This window comes from Streptomyces lavendulae subsp. lavendulae (genome assembly GCF_002803845.1).
In the GTDB taxonomy this organism is placed as follows: Bacteria; Actinomycetota; Actinomycetes; order Streptomycetales; family Streptomycetaceae; genus Streptomyces; species Streptomyces lavendulae.
Genome location: NZ_CP024985.1, coordinates 1,195,950 through 1,214,426 on the forward strand (window position 1 = coordinate 1,195,950; position 18,477 = coordinate 1,214,426).

At 71.1% G+C, this 18,477-nt stretch carries 16 protein-coding genes and 2 pseudogenes; 8 read left to right on the top strand and 10 right to left on the bottom strand.

Annotation, left to right across the window (positions count from 1 at the left end):
- Positions 1-78: 78 nt before the first annotated feature.
- The 5 genes and pseudogenes from SLAV_RS05410 to SLAV_RS42215 all read left to right on the top strand — a co-directional run.
- Positions 79-1,623 carry a serine/threonine-protein kinase gene (locus SLAV_RS05410; RefSeq protein ID WP_051841397.1) on the top strand — a complete coding sequence of 515 codons (1,545 nt, stop codon included), beginning with the start codon at positions 79-81 and terminating at the stop codon, positions 1,621-1,623.
- A 235-nt stretch (positions 1,624-1,858) separates the two neighbouring features.
- Positions 1,859-2,065, top strand: coding sequence for a COG4705 family protein (locus tag SLAV_RS05415; protein WP_030239481.1), 207 nt, complete (start codon positions 1,859-1,861; stop codon positions 2,063-2,065).
- A 142-nt stretch (positions 2,066-2,207) separates the two neighbouring features.
- Complete coding sequence (locus SLAV_RS05420) at positions 2,208-2,873, top strand: DedA family protein (RefSeq protein WP_037688740.1); 666 nt, start codon at positions 2,208-2,210, stop codon at positions 2,871-2,873.
- A complete protein-coding gene (locus tag SLAV_RS05425; RefSeq protein WP_030239478.1) occupies positions 2,870-3,475 on the top strand; it encodes a phosphatase PAP2 family protein in 606 nt (201 codons plus the stop codon). Before SLAV_RS05420 ends, SLAV_RS05425 begins: the two co-directional genes overlap by 4 nt.
- 43 nt (positions 3,476-3,518) lie before the next feature.
- Positions 3,519-3,644, top strand: a pseudogene (locus SLAV_RS42215) (DNA-binding response regulator); the annotation flags it as partial.
- Positions 3,645-3,938: 294 nt separating this feature from the next.
- On the opposite strand, the gene SLAV_RS05435 reads toward SLAV_RS42215, so the two are convergent.
- The 3 genes from SLAV_RS05435 to SLAV_RS05445 all read right to left on the bottom strand — a co-directional run bounded on the left by SLAV_RS05435 (position 3,939) and on the right by SLAV_RS05445 (position 5,818).
- Positions 3,939-4,328 carry a hypothetical protein gene (locus SLAV_RS05435; protein WP_030239476.1) on the bottom strand — a complete coding sequence of 130 codons (390 nt, stop codon included), beginning with the start codon at positions 4,326-4,328 and terminating at the stop codon, positions 3,939-3,941.
- Positions 4,329-4,458: 130 nt separating this feature from the next.
- The gene (locus SLAV_RS05440; protein WP_030239474.1) at positions 4,459-5,259 is read right to left on the bottom strand and encodes a COG4705 family protein; all 801 of its coding nucleotides are present in this window, start codon (positions 5,257-5,259) and stop codon (positions 4,459-4,461) included.
- A gap of 127 nt (positions 5,260-5,386) precedes the next feature.
- Positions 5,387-5,818 (bottom strand): hypothetical protein, encoded by a 432-nt coding sequence (locus SLAV_RS05445; RefSeq protein ID WP_030239472.1) that lies wholly within the window; start codon positions 5,816-5,818, stop codon positions 5,387-5,389.
- Positions 5,819-6,070: 252 nt separating this feature from the next.
- Between SLAV_RS05445 and SLAV_RS05450 the strand changes: the two are divergent.
- Positions 6,071-6,594: pseudogene (locus SLAV_RS05450) on the top strand (response regulator transcription factor); the annotation flags it as partial.
- 158 nt (positions 6,595-6,752) lie between these two features.
- Here the strand turns inward: SLAV_RS05450 and SLAV_RS05455 are convergent.
- From SLAV_RS05455 to SLAV_RS05485, 7 genes are all read right to left on the bottom strand, one after another.
- Positions 6,753-8,213 (bottom strand): MATE family efflux transporter, encoded by a 1,461-nt coding sequence (locus SLAV_RS05455; RefSeq protein ID WP_037688738.1) that lies wholly within the window; start codon positions 8,211-8,213, stop codon positions 6,753-6,755.
- A 6-nt stretch (positions 8,214-8,219) separates the two neighbouring features.
- Complete coding sequence (locus SLAV_RS05460; protein WP_030239467.1) at positions 8,220-9,251, bottom strand: cysteine synthase family protein; 1,032 nt, start codon at positions 9,249-9,251, stop codon at positions 8,220-8,222.
- Positions 9,252-9,286: 35 nt separating this feature from the next.
- Complete coding sequence (locus SLAV_RS05465) at positions 9,287-10,645, bottom strand: type III PLP-dependent enzyme domain-containing protein (protein ID WP_030239464.1); 1,359 nt, start codon at positions 10,643-10,645, stop codon at positions 9,287-9,289.
- On the bottom strand, positions 10,636-11,625 hold the full coding sequence (locus SLAV_RS05470) for an ornithine cyclodeaminase (RefSeq protein ID WP_030239462.1): 990 nt from the start codon (positions 11,623-11,625) through the stop codon (positions 10,636-10,638). The genes SLAV_RS05465 and SLAV_RS05470 overlap by 10 nt, the downstream gene beginning before the upstream one ends.
- A gap of 47 nt (positions 11,626-11,672) precedes the next feature.
- Complete coding sequence (locus SLAV_RS05475; RefSeq protein ID WP_030239459.1) at positions 11,673-12,659, bottom strand: TauD/TfdA family dioxygenase; 987 nt, start codon at positions 12,657-12,659, stop codon at positions 11,673-11,675.
- 895 nt (positions 12,660-13,554) lie between these two features.
- Positions 13,555-15,705 (bottom strand): potassium-transporting ATPase subunit KdpB, encoded by a 2,151-nt coding sequence (gene kdpB / locus SLAV_RS05480; protein WP_030239458.1) that lies wholly within the window; start codon positions 15,703-15,705, stop codon positions 13,555-13,557.
- Positions 15,706-15,977: 272 nt separating this feature from the next.
- A complete protein-coding gene (locus SLAV_RS05485; protein ID WP_030239454.1) occupies positions 15,978-17,861 on the bottom strand; it encodes an APC family permease in 1,884 nt (627 codons plus the stop codon).
- 368 nt (positions 17,862-18,229) lie between these two features.
- On the opposite strand from SLAV_RS05485, the gene SLAV_RS41480 reads away from it, so the two are divergent.
- Positions 18,230-18,385, top strand: coding sequence for a hypothetical protein (locus tag SLAV_RS41480; RefSeq protein WP_167456785.1), 156 nt, complete (start codon positions 18,230-18,232; stop codon positions 18,383-18,385).
- The gene (kdpF, locus tag SLAV_RS05490; protein ID WP_037690508.1) at positions 18,382-18,471 is read left to right on the top strand and encodes a K(+)-transporting ATPase subunit F; all 90 of its coding nucleotides are present in this window, start codon (positions 18,382-18,384) and stop codon (positions 18,469-18,471) included. Before SLAV_RS41480 ends, kdpF begins: the two co-directional genes overlap by 4 nt.
- Positions 18,472-18,477 lie beyond the last annotated feature (6 nt).

Consider the following 18,477-nt stretch of genomic DNA (forward strand, 5'->3'; position numbering starts at 1 on the left):
CGTCGCTGGGACACAGCATTGCGTGGCCACGGCTGCGAGCCTCGCCGGGGGGTTCTTGGTCGGCTATGGTGCGTGACCATGTCTGTGCAGGGGGAGTTAGACCGGGGCCGTTACGTCCTTGACCGTGAGCCGATCGCGGCGGGCGGAATGGGGACGGTGTGGCGTGGCTACGACCGGAAGCTGAAGCGTGCCGTCGCCGTGAAAGAGCTTCGGTTCGCCGAGGGGTTGAGCACGTCTGAGCGTGACCGGCAGAGGGCGCGGGTGATGGTCGAGGCGCGGGCCGCTGCTCGCCTGGACCATCCGGGGATCGTGCCGGTGTACGACGTGATCGAGGACGACGGCCGTCCGTGGATCGTCATGCGCCTGGTGCCCGGGCGGTCTCTGGCGCAGGAGGTGGAGGCGTCGGGGGCGTTGAGTCCGCAGCGGACGGCCGAGATCGGGCTGGAGATCCTCGCGGCGCTGGAAGCCGCCCACGGCGAAGGCATCCTGCACCGGGATGTGAAGCCGCAGAACGTCCTCTTGGACGCTGAGGGCAGGGCGGTGCTGACCGACTTCGGGATCGCTTCCGTCATGGGTGCCACGCAGCCCCTGACCGCGACCGGGATGGTCGTGGGCACGGTGGGCTACATGGCTCCGGAACGGTTGTCAGGATCAGGGGCGGGGCCCAAAGCGGATCTGTGGTCGCTGGGTGCAACGCTGTACTTCACGGTCGAGGGCCGATCGGCCTACCACGCCGACGATGTTGTCGCCCTGATCGCCGCAGTCGCGTCCCGTGACCCCGAGCCGATGAGCCGGGCCGGTGCACTCGCGCCCGCCATCGCGGGGTTGCTGGTCCGAGACGTCGGCGCACGCTGGGACGCGGCGGCTGCCAAGGCGTACCTGCAAGCGGTCGTCGCCGGCAGCCCGGGTCCGGAAGCGCCGACCCTGACGGCCCCGCGCCTCTCGTGGAACCAGGATGTCCCGCCGGCCACGCCCGGAGCCGGCGACGTCCCCGCTCGCCGGCTCCGCCCGCGCGGACTTACGTGGCTGGTGGCCTCCGCGGCAGCCGCGGTGCTCATTGCCGGAGGGGTGGCCATCGGCATGCAGCTGACGGGTGGAGACGGCTCGGCCGCGTCGCACGGAGGGTCCCCTGCCTCGCCCCCCGCCTCGGCGTCGGCCCCTGAGCCCAACAGGTTCACGGCGGTGCCCAAGCTCTGCCAGTCAGGCCTGGTGAGCACGGACAACATCGGCAAACTGGTGTACAAGGGAGAGCCGAGCGGGGCTCCCGTCGACACCGTGGCGGTGAACCAGTGCGAGTTCAAGGACTCCTCCGATGCCACTCTGCATGTGAACCTCACGATGCACGGCAGCGTCAGGGCGGCCAAGGACCTTCTCAAGGAACCCGCCTACGTCGCCAACGGACGGGGCGGCGATGTGACCCGGAAAGACCTCGCACTCGGAGACCAGGCGGACGTCACGTCGTTCTCTTCCACCGTGGAAGTCCGCGTCCGGATCAGCAACCTCACGATCGACATTCGCAACATCGCCGGCCCGTACGGCGGCGGGGGCGACGAGAAGGACGCGGTGCCCTTCGCTCGTGAGATCGCGGCAGCGGCAGAAGCCGAGGCCCGGCCAGGCACCTAGCGCGACCTTGCCGGGATCCGATCGTCCGGACGGCGGCCGTGCCACCACCTTGGGTCCGCAGTGAGAACCCGCACCGGCTCAGCACTCGCATTCAGGATGCGTTCAGGCCCGGTGTGCCACAGTCCGCGCGCGGCCGCCTTGGTGGTCGGCTGATTTCAGGGGGCGCTCCTGCGGCTTCGGGGTGAGCGCCCCTTCATTCGGGCGGACCGACGGGAGAAGTCAAGGTGCGGAAAAGGTGCCCTCCGTACCGAACGTGCTCCTGTTCTGGATCGCCTTCGTCCTGACCCGTCCGCTGGGCGCCACCGCCGGCGACTTCCTCACCAAGCCGACCGCCAAGGGCGGCCTCGACCTCGGGACGGCGGGCTCCTCCGCCGCCCTCCTCGCCGTCCTCCTCGGGCTGATGGCGTACGCCCAGGTCCAGGAGCGCCGGGCACGCGCCTGAGGGGAGACCGGCAAGTCCTGCCGGTCGTCTCCACCCGTTCGATCGTCTACAGTGCAGTAGACCCGTCTACTTGGCTGTAGTCAAAGGGGCTCCTCCGGGCAGTCCCCCGCGTCCGAACCAGTGAGAGAGGCCGACCCGATCCATGGCCACGTCCGCTTCCGCCGCGCTCGCGGTGAATCTGCTCGATGCCCATTCGCTCCTCGCCACCTTCGGTGTGATCGGGATCGGGGTGGTGATGTTCGCCGAGACCGGGCTGCTGGTCGGGTTCTTCCTGCCCGGCGACTCGCTCCTGTTCACCGCCGGCCTGCTCTGCGCGGGAACCGCCGACAAGGGCGCGAACCTGTCCCTGCCCGCGGTGCTGGCCGCCGCCGTGATCGGTGCGCTGGCCGGCGCCCAGTGCGGCTACCTCATCGGCCGCGGCGCCGGCCCGGCACTCCTGGCCCGCGGCCGTTCCAGGAAGCTCCATGAGGGCGCCGCCCGGGCCGAGGAACTGCTGGGGAAGTACGGGCACGCCAAGGCCATCGTGCTCGCCCGGTTCGTCCCGGTGGTCCGTACGGTCCTCAACCCCCTCGCCGGGGTGCTCAACATTCCGGCCCGGGTGTTCACGGTCTGGCAGGTCGCAGGCGGCCTGCTGTGGACGGTGGGGCTGGTCCTCGCCGGTTACGTCCTCGGCTCCTCGATCCCCAACGTCGACACGTACCTCCTGCCGATCGTGGGCCTGATCGTGGCGATTTCGCTGCTGCCCGTGGCGATCGAATTCCTCCGCTCCCGACGGGGCGGCAAGCACCAGAACGGAACAGCGCATTGACCTCCGGCCACAACGGTTCCGGCGTCGACGGCAACGCCTACATCGACGTCACGGACCTCGCCCATCGGACGCCGAGCTGGCTGAACGACGCCATTGGCGCCTGGTCCCTCTACGGCCTGTCGCTGTTCGCCGTGCTGATGCTCGCGGCGTGGTGGGGGGCCCGTCGCGCCGGTTCTCCGTCGGCCGTCACCGCTCTCGCGGTCCCGCTGGTCACGCTCGCGGGATTCGGCGTCGATCTGCTGCTCAAGCTCGTCTTCCGTGAGGACCGGCCCTGCCAGAGCCTGCACGTGGCCGTGCTGGAGTCCTGCCCCGCCCCCGGGGACTGGTCCTTCCCCAGCAACCACGCCGCCATCGCCGCCGCGGCCGCCGTCGCCCTGCTGTTCGTGTCCCGACGCCTGGGCGGCGTTGCCGTGGTGGCGGCGGTACTGATGGCCGCCTCCCGGGTGTGGGTGGGGGTGCACTACCCGCACGACGTCCTCGCGGGACTCCTCGTCGGAGCCCTGGTGGCAGCCGTCTGCGGCCGGGCCGTCCAGCGCCGGCAGAGCGTGCTGGCCGACCGGCTCGGCGAGGGCCGCTTGCGCCCGCTGCTGACCGCCCCGTGAGCCGCCCCCGGGGCTCCGGCCCCGGCTCCAAGGGAGACGTGAGGTGGACAGCCGCATCCTGGTGGTCGAGGACGACCATCCTCTACGGAACGTGATCCTGCGGGGCTTGCGCGAAGAGGGCGTCGTCCACCCGGTGCCCGCGCCGGACGGCGCCACCGCGATGCGACTGCCGTGGACGCGGGCGGTGTCCCGGCAGCGCAGCAGCAGGGTGTCGGCGGTGGTCACGGCAGGGCCCCTCTTCGGCCCGGCAGGCCGGCCCCGTAGGCGGCCCCGACGACTTGGTGGGCGTCGGGGGGAAGAGTGGCGCGGCCCTCTGTTGCGAACGTGGGGGCCGGAACGGGCGTACGTCGCATGATCATGGCGGCTTTCGGGAGACGGAGCGCAAGCGCAGGTTCCTCCGACGCTAGGCAGTCGCGGGTTAGCACCCGGCCCGCTCACGGTGAGAAGACGGTAAAGCCCCAGCTCATGCGCCCGGCACCGCACGGCAACCTACTGCCCCGACGCATGGGGATGCGCCGGGGCGTCCGTCGTCGCCCGGCTGTTCAGCCGAGGGTGTGAGGAGCGCGTCAAGTGCGTCGACCTCAGTGGGCTTGTCGGGGTGCGGGGCGCGTACTGCCTTCAGTACCCGGTCGATCTCGCCGTCGAGGAAGCTCCACGCCTTCTCGCTCTTGGGCTCAAGGGTGGACTGGTCGTCGTCCCACGCGGTCTCCAGGTCGGTCACGCGGCTGGTCGCGGCCCGCTGATCACCCGAGTCGACCTTCGCCAGGGTGTCGGACGTGATGGTGCGGAACTTCGCGATCTCAGCCGGAGGAAACGGCAACGTCGCCTCCTGCGGGCTGATGTGGCCGGTCACCGGTGCCGGAGTGTCCGCTTCTGCGCTCGCTGCCGCGTGCGGCTGGTGGTTCGCCCACACGAGGAGCGAGGCCGCCCGTCGCCGTACTCGGTGGTGCACGCGGTCGAGTACGGCGACAGGGGGCCGGGCGTCAGGCCTGCGGCCGTGCCGCGCGGCGGTCGGCGGCGCTCAGCCACAGGACCACGGCGACGATGATCACCGCGAGGACCAGGCTGACCGGCCCGGTGCCCAGCCCGAGGCCGCCGCGCTCGGCGCCGACGCCGGCCCAGTCCGCGAAGGAGGCGCCGAGCGGGCGGGTGAGGACGTACGCCCACCAGAAGCCGAGCACCGGCGGGAGGGCGAACAGCCGGTGGGCGAGCGCCGGCAGGGCGATCAGGGCGGCGAACAGCAGCCCGGAGGACAGGTATCCCCAGCCCAGGGTCGCCGCGGTGAGGTCGCCGACGGCCGTGCCGAGGGCGAAGGTGGCCATGACCACGGTCCAGTAGAAGACCTCGCGGCGTCCGCCGGCCACCGTCTCCACCGCCAGGGTGCCCTCGGTCCGCCGCCAGACCAGGAAGACCAGGGCCAGGGCCACGGCGAACGCCGTCGCGGACACGGCGTAGGGAACACCGAGGGCGACGTGCGCGACGTCGGCGGCCATGGTCCCGAAGACGCTGACCATGACCACGGCCGACCAGTACACGGCCGGGACGTAACGGCGGGTGCGGGCCTGCGCGGCCAGGGCGGCGGCCAGCAGCAGACCGGCCGCGGCGACCGCCGGGACGGGCCCGAGGACGCGGGCGAGGTAATCGGATGTGGTCTCGCCCATGCCGGTGGTGAGGATCTTGACGATCCAGAACACCGCGGTCACCTCGGGGACCTTGCTCGCCGCGGAACGGACGGCCTGGGCCTGGGCGCGGCGGTGCGCCCGGGGGGTTGTCGTGGCGCCCAAGACGGCGGCACTCCTTTCTGCGCGGCGCGGCCGGGGTCGCGCCGCTCGGTCGGTCGGTCGCTGAGTCGGTCGGTGGCTCGGTCGGTCGGTGGCCCGGTCGGTCGGTGGCCCGGTCGGTCGGTCCGGTTCAGCCGCCCAGGACGGTGTTGCCGGTCAGGGTGCCGCCGGTGCCGTCGACGGTCACCGCGTGCCGCACTCCGTCGGGTCCGACGACGACGATCCGCCAGGCCCGGCCGCCGCCCTGCTCGGTGACCGGGGCCAGCGACTCGACCTTGCCGTCGTTGACCGCCGCGGCAGCCTTGTTCACGGCGTCCGCCGCGGAGAGCGAGGGCAGCGGGGCCGGGGCGACGCCGGTCGAGGGCCCACGGGAGTCGTCGGCGTGGGTGCCGCGCCCACCGTCCGCGTGCCGACCGCCGTGCCCGTCGCGGCCCTCGGAGTCCTCTCGCGACTCGTCGTGGCGCTCGTGCTCTCCGGCGGACGCCACCGCGTGCTCGCCGCGGCCCTCTTCCTCGTGGTGGTGGATGGCCGCTGCGGCCGCGCCGCCGCCGATCACCACCACGGCCGCGGCGCCGACCGCTGCCCATCGCGCTCTGCGGCCACGCGGCCGACGCCCGCTGCCGGCTTCTTCGGCGTCGTGCCAGGACCGTCCTGACCCGTCTGCTCAAACGGCTCGCCTGCGCCCACGGACTCACCCACGGATTCACTCACGGTGACCACCCCTACCTCTTGGCAAGGTCCGGGGCCCTGCGCCCGGACATCCGGGCACAGCTTCGTTCAGGTAGGCGGATGCGCGGCGTGCCACTCTGGGGGCATGCGTGTACTGGTGGTGGAGGATGAGCGCCGAATGGCCCTGGCGCTTCAGCACGGCCTGACCGCCGAGGGGTTCAGCGTGGACGTCGCCCACGACGGCCTGGCGGGGTTCGCCAAGGCCAGGACCGCACCTATGACGTGGTGGTGCTCGACATCATGCTGCCCGGCCTGAACGGCTACCGTGTGTGCTCGCGGCTACGGGCCTGCGGCAGCAACGTCGGCATCCTCATGCTCACCGCCAAGGACGGGGAGTGGGACGAGGCCGAGGCACTGGACACCGGCGCGGACGACTTCCTGTCCAAGCCGTTCTCCTTCGTGGTGCTCGTCGCCCGGCTGCGGGCGCCGGCCCGCCGGATCGGCAGCCGGGCCCCGCAGCGCACGGTGCTGGGCGACCTCGTCGTCGACTCCGCCGCCCGCACCTGCAGCCGCGGCGGCGTACCCGTCCCGCTCACCCCGCGCGAGTTCGCCGTCCTGGACCACCTCGCCCGGCGAGCCGGCGAGGCCGTCTCCAAGCGCGAGATCCTGGCCTGTCCATCGCCCTGGACATCGCGGCTCTCCACGGTGGCGGCATCACCGTCCAGAACACAGCGGACGGCATCACCTTCCGCACCCGTCTCGTCGCCTGCCCCCGAGGATAGCCCGGGGGGCGGGGGCGCCGTCGGCGGACCATCGCCCCTGGGTGGTCAGCCTCCGACTGCTGCCGGAGCGGGCGCGATCCGGTTCAGGGCCCGGCCGTAGCGGCGCAGGAGCAGGAGCGCGGTGGTGGCGAGGCCGATGAGCAGGCCGAGCCAGAGGCCGCGGGTCTCACCGCCGAGGGGATACGCGAGCAGCCAGGAGGCGGGCAGGCCCACGGCCCAGTACCCGATGAGGGTGATGCGGAACCCGCTCTTGGTGTCGTCCAGGCCGCGCAGGAGACCGACGCCGATGTTCTGCGCGCAGTCGAAGAACTGCAGGACCGCGACGATGACGAGCAGTCCGGTGGCGATCTCCAAACCCTGCTGGTCGGCCGGTGCGCCGGGGTCGAAGTAGGGGCGCAGGACCAGCCGGGGCACCGTGAGGTAGAGGATGCCGACGAGGGTGGTGACGGCTGCCCCGCAGGCCAGCGCGGTGTTCCTGATGCGCCGGGCGGCGGGCAGGTCGCCGAGGGCGAGTTCGCGGCTGACGTTGAGGGAGGCCGCGTGGGAGAGGCCGACGGCGACCTGGAAGACGATGTAGACGAGCTGGTTGACGGCCGTGTGGGCGGCGAGGGCCGCGGCCCCGAAACTGCCCGCGAACAGCGCGGTGACGAAGAAGAACCCGGCCTCGGATCCGTAGGTGGCGGCGATGGGGGTGCCCAGTACCAGCAGGCGTCGCACGGTGGGTGCGTCCGCGCGCCAGAAGTCCAGGCGCAGCAGGGGGGCGAGCTCGGCGTCACGGCGGGCGGAGGCGTAGAGCGCGAGGAAGGACAGCAGGTAGACGCTGCTGGTGGCCACTCCGATTCCGGTCAGGCCGAGTTCGGGGAGGCCGAAGGTGCCGTGGATGAAGCCCCAGTTGAGGGCGGCGTTGACGGCGACGGAGGCCAGGGTGATCTGCAGCAGTGCCTGGGGGCGGCGCATGCCGACGGTGAACTGGCGGATCGCCTGGAACCACAGGCACGGCACGAGGCCGGGCGCGAGGGCTGCGAGCATGCCCTGGGCCCGGTGGGCGACGGCGGCGTCCTGGCCGAGGAGGGTGGCGGCCTGGCCTGTGCCGATCATCAGGAGTGCACCGGCGATGCCGGCGAGGGTGGCGACGGCCATCGCTGCGCGGACCAGCGCCCGTATCCCGTCTCCGTCCGCGTCGGTACCGTTCGCATCGGTACCTTGCGTGTCGGTACCTTGCGTGTCGGCAGCGTCCGCGCCGGTCCGGTCGGCCTTCTCGGCGCGGGCCGCTGCCGCTGCGATCTGGTTCCCGACGGAGGTGACGAGCCCTACGCCCATGGTGCGGAGCTGGTTGAAGATGACCAGGGCGAGGCCACCGGCGGCCAGGGCCTCGGTGCCGAGCAGCCCCATCATGATGGTGTCGGTGGTGGTGAGGGCGACCTGGGCGAGCTGGGTCAGGGCGAGCGGAACGGCGAGGACGGCCAGGGCGCGGCTGTCGCGGGCGAGGGTGGCGAGCTGCTCCATCGGGGGTCAGTTCCGGCGGAGTTTGGTGAGGGTCTCTTCGATCTCGGCCTCGGTGACCGGGTCGAGGAGAGCGCGGGCGGTCATCCAGTCGTCGTTGAAGACGGTGTCCGTGTACTTCTCGCCGCCGTCGTTGATGAAGGCGACCATCACGGTATCGGGGGCGAGTTGGGGCAGACGCGCCAGGGCCTCGTGGACGACTCCGCCGGCGGAGCCGCCGATGAGCAGACCGCAGTGGCGGGCGACGGCCCGGGCGGCGGCGAAGGCTTCGACGTCACCGACCTTGGTTCCCTCGTCGATGAGGTCGTAATCGACGAGCAGGCCGATCGTTGCACCTTCGGGGGTTCCGGTGCCCGACTGGTAGTAGTCGTGGGCGGGCGGGCCGAAGGCGATGGAGCCCTTGGGCTCGACACCGATCACGGTCAGGCCGGGCACGGTCTTCTTCAGTTCCCGGGCAGTGCCGCACAGTCCCCCGCCGGTGCCGACCGCGCCGATGAGGACGTCGACGCGGTTGTCGAGGGCCTGGGCGATCTCGCGGCCGACGTCGTAGTAGCCGACGGCGTTGCTGGGGTTGTTGTGCTGTTCGGTGAAGAAGGTGTTGTCCTTGCCGCGGGCCATCTCCTCGGCGAGTTCCTCGCGGGCGGCGGTGTGGAGTTCCTCCCCGTCGGTGTCGGCGTCGACGTAGACGAGTTCGGTGCCCATGGCCTTCATGCCGCGCAGTTTGTCGGCGGCGGCGTGGTTGTCGACGACGGCGGTGAACCGGTAGCCGCGCTCGGCGGCGACGACTGCGAGGCCGAGGCCGGTGTTGCCGGAGGTGGACTCGATGATGTGGCCGCCCTCGCGGAGCAGTCCGCGGTCCTCGGCGTCGACGACCATCTGGCGGGCCATGCGGATCTTGGCGCTGCCCGTGGGGTTGAACATCTCCAGCTTCAGCAGCAGGCGGGCGCCGTTGTCGGCGCGGGCGAGCTCGAACAGCGGGGTGTAGCCGATGAGGTCGGATATGCGGCTGACCACCGGCGGGCGGTGCAGGGCGTCGGTCATGTGAGGGCTCCGTGGGGACGGCGGTGCGGGTGAGATCAGTGATCGAGGCGCCAGCGGGGCCGGGCCGCTGCCCCGGGGTGGTCGATGACGACCTTGGGCGGAAGGGGCAGCTCGTGGAACGGGGACTCGTTGGAGTCCATCTGGTAGCCCGCGGTGTTGGGATAGACGAGCAGGTCCCCGGCCTGCGGCCGGCTGGGGAAGGCGATCTTGCGCCAGGTGAGCAGGTCGGAGTCCAGGCAGCTCGCTCCGGCGATGCTCGCGCGGTACGGGGCGCCGTCGTGTGGTCGGCCGGGGTGGGGTCGGCCGGGGTGGGCGGGCAGCAGTCGGGGGTCGGGGAGGTACTCGCTGTTGAACCACTGCTCGGACAGGCTCAGGCTGGTGCCGTCGACGGTGACGATGCCGTAGCCCTCCCGGTCCTTCACCCCCTGGACCGTGAAGACGGACGCTCCTGCCCGGTCGAGGAGGGCCCGGCCCGGTTCGAGCAACAGCATGACCGCAGCCTCCCGGAGCCGCTCCGCCAGGGTCGGACCCGAGCGGGCGGGGCGGGCGGCGAGGACGCCGCGCAGTGCTTCGGCACCGGCGACGGGCGAGTGGTAGGGGTAGAAGTCGCCCGCGGTGAACTCCTTGCCGGCGTGGTAGTCGCCGGGGTGCTGTCGGTCGAGGAAGCGCGTCCAGGCGTCGGCGGGAACGTAGTCGACGGCGAAGCCGCCGCCGATGCTGATGCGGTCGGCCTGCAGGCCCAGAACCCGGGCCTCCAGGCAGAGTTCGACCAGTTCGCCCGCGAGGTCGGCGCGCTGTTGGACGTCATAGCCGGAGAGGTGGAAGCCGAAGCCCTCCATACGGACCTGGCCGTCGGCTTCGGCGCAGCTGCGCATCGCCTCGTCGAGGTCCTCCTCACCCAGTCCGAAGCGGCTGTTCGGCTGGGCCGCGGGATGGACGCGCAGCAGCACCCTGGGGGGCCGGGGCAGGCCCAGGGTCAGGACCCGGTCGAGTTCGTCGAGGGCGTCCACGGCGATCAGCGCCCCCTGCTGGGCGGCGACGCGCAGCAACGATTCCGCTTTGGCGGGGCCGGTCACGACGAGGTCCTCGCCCCGTACTCCGTGCCCCAGTGCCTCGCGGAGTTCACCGAGCGAGGCGACGTCGACGCCGGCGCCGGCCGTGGCGCAGCGGTCGATGAAGACGCGTGCCTTGTTGGCCTTCTTCGCGTAGTGGACCCGCCCCTCGACCCCGGCGTCGTCCAGGACCGTACGGAAGGCGGCGAGGTTGCTGTCGAAGCGGTCGGGAAGCAGGTAGTGGAAGGGGCCGCCGAGGCCGTGGGCGAGCTCGGCGAGCAGTCCGCTGGTGTGCAGACGGTCGGTGACGTGGTCGGGATGGGCGGGAAGGGTCAGCACCACAGGGCCACCTCGGTCCCTAGCTTCTGCTCGGCGGCGAGCTGGGCGAAGCGGTGGCCCAGCGCGATGTCGGTGACGACGAGGCCGCTGTTGTAGGCGAAGATCCGCTGGTCCGGGGCGGTACGGGCCTTGGTGGCACCGGAGATGACGACCGGGAGCTCCACGTCCACGGCGGGCAGGTCGCCGTCGGCGTCGGCCATGTCGGTGCCCGTGACGCGCATCTGGGCCTCGCTGGTCGCGATGACGCGGTCGGCGTCGTGCAGGGTGGAGGGGGCCAGGCCGTGGCCGACGAGGATCGCCGTCGCCCCGGGGCGCAGCCATCCGGCTTCGACGGCGGCCGGGGTGTGGGCGCCGGCGGTGGCGACCACGACGTCGGCCTCTCGCGCGGCCGGGGCGAGGTCGGTGACGACCTCCACGTCCCGGTCGGGGTAGTGGCGGGCGAGTTCGGCACGGACGGCGGCCATACCGTCGGGGTGGGTGCCCGAGAGCAGCAGCCGGTCCAGCTGCGGCAGCGTGGTCAGCAGGAACGGCAGGGCGAGCCGGCCCTGGGTACCGGTGCCGATGACCAGCGCCGTCTTCGCGGCCGGGGAGGCGCATTCGCGGGCCAGGAGCGCGGAGACGGCCGGCGTGCGCAGGGAGCCGATGCGCGAGCAGTCCATCATGGCCACCGGCAGCCCGGTGACGTCGTCGTAGATGGTCAGGGTCGTGTAGTAGTGCTGGTTCTCGCGGCTCTCGTGCAGCCCGTGCTTGTAGGACGTCTTGATCGCAACGACGTTGCGGACGCCGTCGCGGCCGAGCATGGCGTACGAGACGGAGTGGCCGTCGTCGGGCTTGACGCTGAGCTTGCGCGGGTTGTCGGACCTGCCTGCCGCCAGGGTGCGGTAGGCCTGCTCGACGGTGTCGACGACGTCGGCGAGGGAGATGTCCAGGCCGGCGAGGTCGCTGGTGGACAGTACGCGCAGGGTGGTGTCGTCCCGGTCCATGTGGGTCCCTTTCTCCGTGGGTGGTGCGGCGGTGGGAACGGCGGGGATCAGGCGGCCCAGGCAGTGAGGGCGACCTGGCCGTAGCCGTGCTCGTCGTGCTCGGCGAGCGGGCGGGTGGCCCGGTCCTCGACCCGCACGGAAGCCCGCTTGAGCCAGCGGTCGGCGCCGTCGTAGCGGGCGCGGAAGGGGACCCGGCCGTGCACGACGATGTCGTTGTCGACGACCAGGACGTCGCCCGGTTCAAGGCTCACCGCGACCGAGACCCGGGCCAGTTCGTCCCCGAGCCGTCCGTACGCCGCCCGCCAGGCCTCGTCGGCCTCTTCCAGGGGGGTGTAGGCGGGATCGAAGCGCATGGTCAGCCCCTCGTTGGTGTCGAAGAGGGTCGGGACGGGCGCGGGACGGCCCGCGAACTGCCGGGCCTGCTCGTAGGCGTCATCGGGCAGGATCGGCACGACCGGCCGCCTCAGCTGCTCGACGTCCTCGTCGGCGAGGGACGTCATGCGGATGCTGGCCGCGGTGGTGGCGATGTTGTCGTGGTTGCGCATGCAGCACAGCAGCAACAGGTGGGCGCGACCGGGGTGGAAGGCGTCCTCCGTGTGCGGGGTGAGCAGCACGGAGCTGGAGGCGCCGGTCTGCTCGCTCTCGTGGCCCGGTGAGGGAACGATGTTGTGGACGAACCTGCCGTCCTGCTGGCCCTCCCAGGCGATCGGGGTACCCATCAGGGCCGACACGAGCAGCAGGACCACGTCCCACAGGACGCCGGCGTCGCCGACGCTCGACCAGTGGGCGGGGGTGGAGCCGAGTTCGCTGTCGTCCGGTTGCAACCCCCGCAGCAGGAACAGGCCGTCGGAGGTGTCCACCGGACGCAGCGCGCTGTGGATCTCCTCGCTCAGCCGGGCGCATGTCCGGGGGAGGTCGGCGAGCAGCTCGGGCGAGGTGGCGGATCCGTGGTCGGCGAGCAGCTCGGACGCGGCGGCGGTCAGTTCACGGACGGCCGCGGCGTCGAGAGGGCGTACGGGGGCAGGCGTGGGCACAGTGGCACCTTCCGGAGCGGGGCAGGGCCGAGCGCGGGCGTGCGGCAGCGCCGCACCGGCTCGAAAGTGGCGGCGAAGCACAGGGGAAGCGCAGAAGTCGTTGGGTCCGGCGCGGTCGGGGGGCTGCCGGACACCAGGAACGTAACAACGACGGGAAGGTAAGGCAAGCCTAACCATTGCGATCGACTACATAAACGTAGTCTCAGTTTTGTCCAGATTCGCCCCACTGGAAGGATCGCCAATTCGCCTAGCGAACAGGCAAGTTGAGCCAGAGAGGGCGGAGACCGAGCAGGCGCACACGGTCTCCGCGCGGCTTGCACAGCCCGGCCAGAAGCAGTTAGGTAAGCCTAAGCAACCTCGGCACGATGTGAGACGAGGGCCAGACGTGGGTGTCACCAGACGACAGCTGCTGTGGGCCGGCACCGGAATCGGTGTGGCCGGATTTCTCGCCGCCTGCAGCGGCAGCGACCCCAAGGGCACCGCATCCGCGAGCGGAGCGGGCGAACAGCCGCGCCAGGGCGGTACGTTGAGGGTCGGAGCCCTCGGCAAGGCGGCGTCCGTCACCCGCGATCCGCACGGCACGCAGGCGAACGAGAGCGCGCGCAGCCGCCGTGCGAGCAGCACGCACACGGCCACCGCCGCCAGGCCGAGGCCCACGCCGGCCCACCCCGCGACGTACTCCGCCATCGGGAAGGGCACGTGCCGGCAGGCTTCCCGATGCCGGTCGGCCCACCCCCGGCTGTCCGGACTCACGTTCCGGAACGAGCTCGTGTGCTGGGTCAGCTTGATGTCTCCGTCCGGGGTGACCGAGTGGAGGCACTCACGCTCAGGACGGAGATTACTGGAGCGGCGGCGGCCCGGACGGGAACCGCCCCCGCAGAGCACCCGAGGCAGTTCAGCCGAGGCCGGGGATGGTGGACACCAGCAGGTCGATGAGCTTGATGCCGACGAACGGCAGGATCAGGCCGCCGAGGCCGTAGACGCCGAGGTTGCGGCGGAGCAGGTCGTGGGCGGAGGCGGGCTTGTAGCGGACGCCGCGCAGGGCGAGCGGGATGAGGGCGACGATGATCAGGGCGTTGAAGATGATCGCCGAGGTGATGGCGGAGGTCGGGCTGCTCAACCCCATGATGTTGAGGGCTTCGAGTCCCGGGTAGGCCGAGGCGAACATGGCCGGGATGATCGCGAAGTACTTCGCGACGTCGTTCGTGATCGAGAAGGTGGTGAGCGCGCCTCGGGTGATGAGGAGTTGCTTGCCGATCTCGACGATGTCGATGAGTTTGGTGGGGTTGGAGTCCAGGTCCACCATGTTCCCGGCCTCCTTGGCGGCCGAGGTTCCGGTGCTCATCGCCACGCCGACGTCGGCCTGGGCGAGGGCCGGGGCGTCGTTGGTGCCGTCGCCGGTCATCGCGACCAGCTTGCCGCCGGCCTGCTCCCGCTTGATGAGGGCGAGTTTGTCCTCGGGGGTGGCCTCCGCGAGGTATTCGTCGACGCCGGCCTCCTGCGCGATGGCGCGGGCCGTCAGCTCGTTGTCGCCGGTCACCATGACCGTACGGATCCCCATGCTCCGCAGCTCCGCGAAGCGCTCCCGGATACCCTCCTTGACCACGTCCTTGAGGTGGATGATCCCGAGCACCCTCGGGCCGTCCCAGTCGTGGACCGCGACCAGCAGGGGCGTGCCCCCGGACTCGGACACGGTGGCCGACCAGGCTGCTGCTTGCGGCGGTACGGTCCCGCCGCGCGCCACCACCCAGTCGCAGACCTGCGTCACCGCACCCTTGCGGATGGCGCAGCCTGCGCCGTTGTCCCAGCTCAGATTCACACCGCTCATCCGGGTCCGGGCGCTGAACTCGGTGAAGCGGGGATTGCTGAGGTCCTCCGCGGCGGCCGGCTGGAGTCCGTACCGCTGGGCGAGGGCGACGACGGAGCGGCCCTCGGGCGTCTCGTCGGCGAGCGAGGACAGCTGGGCGGCGTCCGCCAGCTTGATGTGGTCGACGCCGGGCAGCGGGATGAAGGCCACGGCCTCGCGGTTGCCGAGGGTGATGGTCCCGGTCTTGTCGAGGAGCAGGGTGTTCACGTCTCCGGCCGCCTCGACGGCGCGTCCGCTCATCGCGATGACGTTGCGCTGGACGAGCCGGTCCATGCCCGCGATGCCGATCGCCGACAGGAGGGCGCCGATCGTGGTGGGGATGAGGGTGACGAGCAGGGCGACCAGGACGGTCGTGGACTGTGCGGCGTGCGCGTAGGCCGCCATCGGCTGGATGGCGACGACCACCAGGACGAAGATGACGGTGAGTGCGGCCAGCAGGATGTTCAGCGCTATCTCGTTCGGGGTCTTCTGCCGGCTGGCGCCCTCGACCAACGCGATCATCCGGTCGATGAAGCTGTGGCCCGGGCGCGAGGTGACCCGTACGACGATCGAGTCGGACAGCACGGTCGTACCGCCCGTGACGCCGGACCGGTCGCCACCCGATTCCCTTAAGACGGGGGCCGATTCGCCGGTGACGGCCGACTCGTCCACCATCGCGGCCCCGTCGACCACGTCGCCGTCGGCCGGGATCGGCTCGCCGGCTTCGACGAGCACGAAGTCGAAGGGCTGGAGCTCGGCCGGTGTGACCACCTCGGTCTCGGCCCGGTTCAGGTTCGCCCCGTACGTCCAGTGGTTCAGCCGTACCGCCACGGTGTCCGTACGCGCCTTGCGCAGCGATTCCGCCTGTGCCCGGCCCCGTCCTTCGGCAACGGCCTCGGCGAGGTTGGCGAACAGGACCGTCAGCCAGAGCCAGACGCTGATCACCCAGGTGAAGACGGACGGGTGGATGAGCGCCGAGAGCGTGGTCAGGACGGATCCGACGGCTACGACGAACAGCACCGGTTTCTTGACCAGTTCGCGCGGAAGGAGCTTGCCGACGGCCTCCCGTGCGGAGGCGGCGAGCAGCTCGGGGTCCACCACGTTCACCTGGCCGGAGCGTTTCCGCGACGGTCGGCCGGTCGGAGTCCGCGGAGGTGTCCCGAGACCCGGAGGAACGTGCTGCGCGGCGGCGGGAGGCATGAAGCGACCTTCTGGATGGGTTCGAGGCGTGGCAGCCCCGGCAGCTCTCGGCCGGGGAGTGGAAGAGGGTGTCGCCGCCGGGGACCGTCCCCCATGGACCCCCTCGGCCGTCATGTGAGTATTCGAGGTCCCCGGCGGCGCGACAGACAGGAAACTACTGCCCGTTTCCCTGGAAATTCGCCTGTGGGCGCGGGAATTGGCACCTCCTTGACGGCGGCGCACGAGACGTGTCAAGCCGCCGTCAGAGGTGCGTCAACGCACGTCAGCGCGTGTCAGCGTGCGTCTGCCGTGATGCGGAAGCGCAGCCGGCAGATGACGGCATCGGTGTCGCGGCGGACCGCGTGGGCCACGACGGAGCCGCGCTGGTTCTGGAGCAGCCGCTGCCACAGGTGGGCCGGTTCGGTCTCCGGGATCAGTACGGTCACCTGGGCGTCCGGGTGGGACTGGGCCAGCTTCCGCACGTATGCCGCCAGGGGGCGGCCGAGCGAGCGGGTTTCCGAGGAGAGCTCGATCAGTTCGACGCCGGGCTTCCACAACTCCCAGTCCCGTCTGAGGGCTTCAGCGGTCTCACGGTCCTCGGGGGCCGGGTGGGTGACGGTCACGGCGAGGACGTCATCGCCGAGTGAGGTGGCAGCGTCGAGGGCCTGGCTGGTCAGGCGGGACAGGCCGGAGACGGGAACCACGACCACGGAGCGGGAGCGGTGCGGGGCCCGGGGAATCCGGCCGAGCTCCAGACATTCGCCGATCTCGGTGTATGCGCGGTGGATCTTCTCGAAGCCGAGCACGAGCAGCGGCAGCGCGACGACGATCAGCCAGGCGCCCTCGGTGAACTTGGTGGCGGTGACGACGACGGCCGAGACCCCGGTCAGCAGGGCACCGAAGCCGTTGAGTGCCGCCTTGGCCTGCCAGCCGCGAGGCCGCTCCCCGTACCAGTGCCGGACCATGCCGACCTGGCAGATGGTGAAGCCGATGAAGACGCCGATCGCGAAGAGCGGGACGAGGGTGTTGGTGTCGCCGCCGGAGAAGACGAGCAGCAGGGCGGAGACGAGGGCCAGCCAGACCACACCGTGGCGGTGGACCTGACGGTCGGCCTTGAGCGCGAAGACGTGCGGCAGGTGGTTGTCCCGGGCCAGCAGGCTCATCAGGACCGGCAGACCACCGAAGGAGGTGTTCGCTGCCAGCCCGAGGAGCACCATCGTGGCGAACTGGACCACGTAGAAAGCCGCGTTGTGCCCGAAGGAGGCGTCCGCGAGCTGCGCGAGCACGGTCACGCCCGCCACCGGCTGGAGGTGGAAGCGCCCGATCAGGATGGACAGGCCGATGAGCATGACGCCGAGCAGGGCGCCGAGGGCGACCTCGGTGCGCTGGGCGCGGCGGGCGGCCGGGGCGCGGAAGGACGGTACGGCGTTGGCGACGGCCTCGACGCCCGTCAGGGCGGAACAGCCGGCGGCGAAGGCCTTCAGCAGCAGGAGCGCACCGACGGTGGTGGCGCCCTCGCCGAGCGCGGAGGCGTGCCCGGCGGCGGAGGCGGTGCTGACGGGACCGTCACGGAAGAGCCCGACGACGACCATCGCGAGGATCGACCCGACGAAGACGGCGGTGGGCACGAGGAACGCCTTGGCGGATTCCACGACCCCGCGCAGGTTCACCGCGGTGACCAGCACCAGGACCCCCAGGCAGATCCACACCCGCTCCCCGTACAGCTCGGGGAAGGCCGAGGTCAGGGCAGCCACGCCGGCCGTGACGGACACGGCGACGTTCAGCACGTAGTCCAGGATCAGCGAGGCGGCGGCCACCAGGCTCGTACGCCGACCGAGGTGCCGCTTGGCGACGGCGTACGAGCCGCCGCCGTCCGGGAACGCGGCGATGACCTGCCGGTACGAGGCCACCAGCACCGCCAGCAGAGCGGCGATCGCCAGGGTCACGGGGAGGGTGAAGCCCATGCCGTACGCACCGGCCGCGGCCAGGACGAGCACGATCGACTCCGGCCCGTACGCCACGGACGCCATCGCGTCCAGCGACAGCGCGGCCAGTCCCTGGACGGCGGTCAGCCGGTGGCGGTCGCCTGCCGCGGGCGCCCGTACGCCGGTATCAGGAGGCTCCCCCGTACCCGAGGCCTGTCCTGCCGTGCTCGGCTTTCCCATGTCTATGGACATCTTTCGCTGTTCCTCCGTAGGGCAAAGTGAGGACAGCGTCGGAATGCCGTGGCCTGATCACCAGTGTTCTTGGCGTCATCCATACGGCCACCGCTCCAGTATTCACGCGCCTTTGATGCCGAGGCGGGGGAGCCGTATCAGGTGCGGCAAGACCTGGCCACGGTGTGTGCCCGTCCCTCCGGCAGAGGGCAGCCCGAGAAGTTCTGATTCGGCCACTCGCCGGAGGCCGTGGTCGAATACGTGCGCCGGGAACACGGCCGGCCTGTCCCACCAGGGCTGACCAGGCCTCCTCCGGCGCTCCACGTCAGGGCGGCGTTAAGAGTTCCCGTGCGTCCGTATGGACCCCGTCAAGGCGTCTTAACGCCGGGATGAAGACACGGTTAGCTCGTCATCGGCCATCTGGCCGATTCATTTCTTCCCTCTTCATCCAGGAGCTCACGGTGGCCGATCTGGCCTTCGTCGTCACCACGGTCGCGGTCTTCGCGCTGGTGGCCCTCATCGCCCGGGGGGTGACCAAGCTGTGAACGCCGAGAACATCGTCGGCCTCGTCGTGGCCGTCTCCCTGCTCGGATACCTCATCCTCGCCCTCGTGTACCCGGAGAGGTTCTGAGCACTG